The following is a 6,135-nucleotide window of genomic DNA, read 5'->3' as shown; positions in this document are numbered from 1 at the left end:
CATCTGGCAAGGCCTGCAGCGAGTGGTGGATTTCGCCGCCGGTCTCCGGTATGCCCGTGAACTTGACGACTGAGATGTGTGTAATCAAATGGGTTAAAGGGCGAAATCGGTGACGCCGTCCATCCGATCCTCTGTGCCGCAGGTTTCAATCTCCGTTGGCTGCTGCGAGCAATTGCCCGCCTGGGCATCCGCGGGCTTTTTTTCGTCTTGACTCTGCTCACAGGTATGGCTCGATCCGCCAGGGATGCAGCCAATCGACTTTGCCCGCATGCCGCAGTCAACTGATGGGGGCGACCAGAATCATCCACCCTCCAGCCACGCTGAGCCCTCAGACTGATTTTTCAGGTCCGACTACGTAGCAATGAGATTGTACGACTACGAGTCGGCTGCGTGCGTGAAGAACTATCGATAGCTCAACCAAGTACGCAATGCCGGATGCTCGACGTCCCGGTTCACAAGACTGGAACTGCATATAAACACAGCATCTTAAATAATGCAGCATAGTCGTCGCAGTACCTCGTTTGGTCTCTTCCATTGCTGGAAGCAGGCGTCGACTGCCGAGAGAACTTCTGGGAGCGTGGCGAAGTACCGGTTATGTAACGCTAGGCGGCGTGTTCGGTAACGCTGTAGTTGCCACTGCGATCCTGGACCGCATGCTGCACCACAGCCATGTCGTCACCATCCGGGGAGAACGCTATCGACTGAAAGAGAAGCGACGCTCCGGACTGATTCAGTCCGCCAATGCCGTCGGCGGTACGGCGACAATCTAAACCACTGATGTCGCCAGCGGACTACTTCACCATGTCGTCACCGGCCCAGTTTTAGATGTCGCACCGGCCCAGTTCTTCGTGTCGCTTGACATGGAGCAGATGAAGAATTCAGCCGTTACCTTGCGCGTCCACCATTCCTCTACTTCCGGACGCACACGCAATTCTCCAGCGGTATTGGTGGCGGCCTGAATAACAAGTCCAAAGATGATCATGAGTAAAGCCTATTGCTTCAACACCTTCAAAAGGCGGAGCAATCGCGGTAAATCATGCAAATCAGCCAAATCACCGCTCCATCGTTATGCACATGTGTCCTTTTTTGCTATGATGGGGTAATCGTGCAGTTTTGCCAAAAAACCCTTTCAGGACTACCAAGTGCCAATCAAAAGAAATAAGTACCGCTTGGCTGACATCGTGCCTATGCTCGACGTGAGCGAGGCAACGGTCCGCCGGATGATCGAAGAGAATGGCATCGTTCCTGAACGGATTCCGGCCGGCAGCACCACGCGCCCTGTGTATTCGCTAGAGCAAGTCCTCCAACTTGCAAAAGCCAAGCGGCAACGAGCGAAGGCCAAATTCAAGCGGCCTTTGGTCGTTGCCGTGTATGTACCCAAAGGAGGCGTAGGCATGAGCACGGTTTCCAACGAGCTTACGGCGGAGCTCACATTGCAAGGCTACAACATGCTTGCGGTTGACTTAGATGATCAGGCGTCGCTCACTGTGATGAATGGATTTCAGCCTGATGAAGTGCCCGACCCAGGCAAGTCCGGTGATTGGTTGGTCAAGCATACGTTCTTGAATGCTTTGTACCCCACACGCGATGAAAAGTTAACGGTTCCGCTGTCCGAGATCGTCGTCAAGCCGTATGGTGAATACGGGCCGAGACTTGTTCCTGCTGACATCACACTGGGCGAGCTAGGTTACCGGTTGGCTATGCAACCCAACCGCGAGCAGTTCTTGCGCAATTGGATTGCGGCGCACGCGGATAGCGATCTAAAGGATATCGACATCATCCTCATTGACAACGCACCGTCGACGTCAGTTGTTTCACGCGCATCCCTTGTAGCCGCGGATTTACTTCTCATCCCTGTCCGCCTGGATGCTCTTACTGTGAAGTCCCTGAGATTTCTCGCTAACGAGCTGACGTCGCTTGCGGAATCGCAACTATCAATTCCGCAGGTTATTGCTGTGCCCAACTTCTTCAAGGCGAACACTACTGCTAGTACACGAATCACGAGCGCCCTTCAACGCTCTTTCGGCGACAATGTTCCGATCGCACCACATATCGCCGAATCGGAACGGTTCCCTCGATCGCTCATACACGATAACGGCCACGAGCTTGAGGAAGTATTGCCGTTCACGTTCGAGGCCCGGAATCGCTCACTGGAAAGTCAGCACGAAGCAATTCGGGGTGTTTGCAAGTTCGTGATGAACATTGCCGAAGAAGCATGCCCGAGAGGACACCCCGAGACTGTTCGATAATGCCCCGATGCGAGGAGGACTACTAGCTAATGACTGAGAGAAAGCATTCGTTCCAGCCACCGCCGGTTGCAAAAGGCTCTGCAGCAGGCGGTGAAGTTTCCTTCGCAACCCCCATGCCGGGCGGAGACTTCAAAATTGCCTCCTTCCCAAGACGTTCCGCTGATGCCCCTGCGCTAGCGATGGCCACCGCCACGTCGACTCCCGCCGTCGCCAGTGTGTCGATCAGTAACGAAGCGGCCGCGCCAGTAGCAGTTGCACCCGCGACGGCTACCGATGTTGCTAATATCACCAGCACCGGTTTCATGGTGCCGATCGATAAGATCGATGCCCACCCCTGGAATGCCCGCATTCATCGGTCCTCTGCGCGCATTAAGGAACTCAGCCTCCAGATGTCAAAGAACGGTCAGGAGTCGCCTATTATCGTCACGAAAAACCCGGCTAAGCTAGGCTATTGGTTCGTGGTCGACGGGGAGACTCGTTGGAAGAGTGGGCAGAAGCTGGGATGGAATCAGCTTTGGGCACTAGAACGCGCGGTCGACCCGAATGATCCGAAGGAGTTCTATGCTGTTTCTTTTGAGCGGACGGACTCCACTGAGCCGATTTCGCAGATCGATCAAGGCCTGCGTTGGGCTGAACTGGTCAGCCAAGGTCACGCCACGCTGGACTGGTTGGCTGAACGGCTCGAAAGGAGCAAGCCCACGATCAGCATGATGCTCTCTTATGGGAAGTTCCCGGCCAAGGTAACCGACCTGATGGCTGAGCACAGCGATGCGTTCCCCTACTCGGTGGCTGCTGAACTTGCCCGCCAGATCGGGGACATGTCGACGTTGAACGAAGAGCAACTGCTGTCGCTGGTGAACAAGGTTATCGAGGGCAATGTGTCGCGTCGAGGCATTGAGGCCCTTGTCCGGCAATATGTACGCCCTGGCGATAAGCGGCTGCGCAAAGCGGCCATGACCAACAAGGCAATCAAACGCGGCGCAGCACAGTTGGGATCCCTTCGCGAGTACGGCAATGGTGGCATCGAATTGAAACTGCAGCCTTCCGCAGCGTTACCGGGTAAAGCCAAAGAGGAATTGCTGAAGATCCTGGAGGCGGCAGTGGACGTGATCAACAGCGGTGCAGCCGACATCACGAAAGTGTTTCTTGAACGCCTTCACGCGTCTAAAAGTCGCTAGAAACGTACATTGTCGTGTCGAATACTTCTGTTGCGCACATCCGCACGTCTAATTCCCTACACGGGTTTAACTGGTTAGGCTATGCCGCTGGTATGAATAGTCGCTCGGCATTTAACCGGCCAAATGGGGTGCATCAGCGTGACCACCCCACTAAATTTAACCGGTTAAAACTCCCTCAAAATTCAGAGCACTAAAGCAAATGCCCCAACAGCCTTGGGGCATTTGCTTTTTTGTGCCTTTCCAACGAATAGGATCGGCAATGAGACTCTAAATCAAAAACAAAAGAAAAAGCCGGAGCGGCAACTCCAGCTTTCTCGATGATGCACTGACTCGGGCAGTACTTCCAATCTTAGTCACGAAATTGAAGTGTAGGAAGGTCGGGTCGTGGTGTCAATGCTCTTCACAAACAAAGCCAAATGAGGCGAACGATGACGACCCATATTCCTGTCGGCGGAGAGCTTGTTGTCGCAAAAAAATATACAACACAATTTGAAGGGCACTCTGCGGCTAGGGGGCTTGCATCGCCGACAGAACCAGATCCAGTTAATAGCGAAGCTTCTAATAGCTTCGAGGATCCTGATTTCCTTCCAGCGCGAATCATGAAGGCTATCGCGCTCGCCTATGAATCCCGGTTCTTTGTTGATCTGTCAATAACGACGCGTCAGGTATTAGCAGCGTTGATTCGCTTTTCGCTCAGTGACAAATGCACGCATCAGTTGGCATTCGTAAAAAAGGAAACGCTGGCCCGCCATGTTGGAGTAAGCGAAGCCACCATTTATCGCGCCTTGTCGACCCTAGAAGGGCAGGGCCTTATCGAGCGCGAGAAGCAGTTGCGTACCAGGTTGAAGCTCCAAAACATTGGAAGGATTCGTTTCACACCAAAACTATTGGTAGCGTTGGGAATTCTTCGGACCACCAAAGAAGCAAGTGCGCTTGCCGCAAGATGTGATGGGCCAAAAAAAAATGAGCCTACTCGCTCAGGGACTTACTGTACTCACCTCACATCGGTGACAGACGTTAACCCAGGTGTAAACAAGCAGTCTTCTACGAAGAAACAATCCTCGCGGGGATTTGCGTTCAAGATAATCAACGGCAAACCAGTGCCCGCCGATTTGGCGTGGTTGGCCGAGAGCAACGCACTCGCGATCACTGGCATTTTCAAGCTCATGAAAGTTGCGCGAGACACCGGCAAACGGCTGTCGGATGTTGTCGCCGTCTCTAAGCACCCCCTCGGAAAGCTGCGTGGCAGAGAGCTATTTGCTTATTTGAGTGTTTTACTGACCAAGGAGGTAGATTTCACGTTCGTCTCAAAAGTGCAGGCTGAGGCCGGCCTATTACAACGGCAACAAGCGGAGCAAGACGCTAAGAAGAAGGCTCGTATTAACGAGCTCGCGACCTTATTACGAGGCAAAACCTTTGATATGCAAGACGGCTCTGCGATTACTGTCGACGAGGCGTCCGTCGTTATCTGCCGTGGGGCATACACCTCCTCCACACCGATTCACCTGGCGTTGCAGCAGCTTGAGGCACTGGCTTCTGGGAAGGGGAAGTCTTGGGCTGGACAGACTAAACCAGACAGGACTGCGCGGCGACCAGCGGCCGTGACAGCCCAGCTCGCGGAAAACTTGGCTCTGTTGCGCCAACGCCGCCACTGGTAGGCCGTCAAGATGTCGGATTTAAAGACTCATTGGGTGCTTGGGGAAATGAAATCTGACTAAGCGTGCGCAGTTACTGTCGGTCACGCGAGCCGAACCATTCGGGCAACCGACGCGCGTCGGGCCAAGTTGATCCTGATGCTTGAAGCCGGGCGGACTCAAATCTGAAGTGCAACACCTTGCCATCCGGTAAGGTGCAGTGAATGACAAGAACGAAGTACCAACAACTACAACCCGAAGAGCGCGTGCGCATCGAGATTTGGAAGAACATCGTATGGCCCGCAGGCTAGACCACGCGCCTTCGACACTGGTGCGTGAGCTTCGCCGCAATACCACCGCCCGTGGCCGCTATGGCGCAATGAGCGCACAAGCCTGCCGTGCGCTAGGCCAGTCGTCCATCCCCCAAGCTTCCTCCCGACAGTATGCTGTGGGGCGTGGTGCGCCACTCCTCGATCAGAAGTGGTCGCCCGAGGAAATCTCCGCTACGCGCAAACGCGCCTTCCCTGACGAGCGCGCGACTGCCAATGTCCCACGAAACCATCTACAACGCCATTTACGCCTATCCGCGAGGTGAACTGCGCTGCCAGCTTATCGCCTGCCTGCGTCAAGGCTGCGCCAAGTGCCTGCCGCGCTCGCGTGGCACTGACCGGCGCGGCAGGTTCCCGACATGGTCAGCATCCATGTGCGCCGGCCCGAGGTCAAGGACCGGCTGATGCCAGGGCACTGGGAGGGCGACCTCATCAAGGGCGCGGGCAACCAATCGGCCGTGGGCGTGCTGGTCGAGCGCATGAGCCGCGCCGTACTGCTGGTCAAGATGCCCGTCGCTACTGCTGCTTCGGCCTTGGCGGGCTTCACCGCCAAGCTGCAACCCCTGGTCGCGCCGCTGCGCCAGACGCTGACCTACGACCAGGGCCGTGAGATGGCTCGAGAACGCCGTAGGTGTTCCTGCAACTCTCTTTTACTCAGCAGTCAGAAATATATGCGACAGAAGGATGGCGGAAGAATGAGCGTACAAGCGCCGGATTTTCCGCCACGGTTTGAAGCTGTTCGTTG

4 protein-coding genes and 3 pseudogenes are annotated in these 6,135 nt (G+C 55.1%); 6 read left to right on the top strand and 1 reads right to left on the bottom strand.

Annotated features, from left to right (window positions below; all coding sequences use genetic code 11):
• Positions 1–93: 93 nt before the first annotated feature.
• Together A3A5_RS44640 and A3A5_RS41195 are read left to right on the top strand one after the other, a co-directional pair.
• Positions 94–285 (top strand): annotated as a pseudogene (locus A3A5_RS44640) (IS5/IS1182 family transposase); the annotation flags it as partial.
• Positions 286–617: 332 nt separating this feature from the next.
• Positions 618–770 (top strand): annotated as a pseudogene (locus A3A5_RS41195) (ATP-binding protein); the annotation flags it as partial.
• A gap of 26 nt (positions 771–796) precedes the next feature.
• Here A3A5_RS41195 and A3A5_RS43185 read toward each other — a convergent pair.
• Complete coding sequence (locus A3A5_RS43185) at positions 797–982, bottom strand: hypothetical protein (RefSeq protein ID WP_157637189.1); 186 nt, start codon at positions 980–982, stop codon at positions 797–799.
• Between the two features lie 187 nt (positions 983–1,169).
• Here A3A5_RS43185 and A3A5_RS0110735 point away from each other — a divergent pair, with 187 nt between their 5' ends.
• The 4 genes and pseudogenes from A3A5_RS0110735 to A3A5_RS38230 form a co-directional block, all read left to right on the top strand.
• Positions 1,170–2,249, top strand: a complete 1,080-nt coding sequence (locus A3A5_RS0110735; protein ID WP_232431315.1) for a ParA family protein — start codon at positions 1,170–1,172, stop codon at positions 2,247–2,249.
• A 29-nt stretch (positions 2,250–2,278) separates the two neighbouring features.
• Positions 2,279–3,427, top strand: a complete 1,149-nt coding sequence (locus A3A5_RS0110730; RefSeq protein ID WP_232431314.1) for a ParB/RepB/Spo0J family partition protein — start codon at positions 2,279–2,281, stop codon at positions 3,425–3,427.
• A 428-nt stretch (positions 3,428–3,855) separates the two neighbouring features.
• Positions 3,856–5,085 (top strand): winged helix-turn-helix domain-containing protein, encoded by a 1,230-nt coding sequence (locus A3A5_RS43180; RefSeq protein WP_157637188.1) that lies wholly within the window; start codon positions 3,856–3,858, stop codon positions 5,083–5,085.
• A 200-nt stretch (positions 5,086–5,285) separates the two neighbouring features.
• Positions 5,286–6,010, top strand: a pseudogene (locus tag A3A5_RS38230) (IS30 family transposase); the annotation flags it as partial.
• Positions 6,011–6,135: the final 125 nt, after the last annotated feature.

The organism is Cupriavidus sp. UYPR2.512 (assembly GCF_000379565.1).
Classification (GTDB): Bacteria; Pseudomonadota; Gammaproteobacteria; order Burkholderiales; family Burkholderiaceae; genus Cupriavidus.
This window is presented reverse-complemented; position numbering and strand designations above follow the sequence as displayed.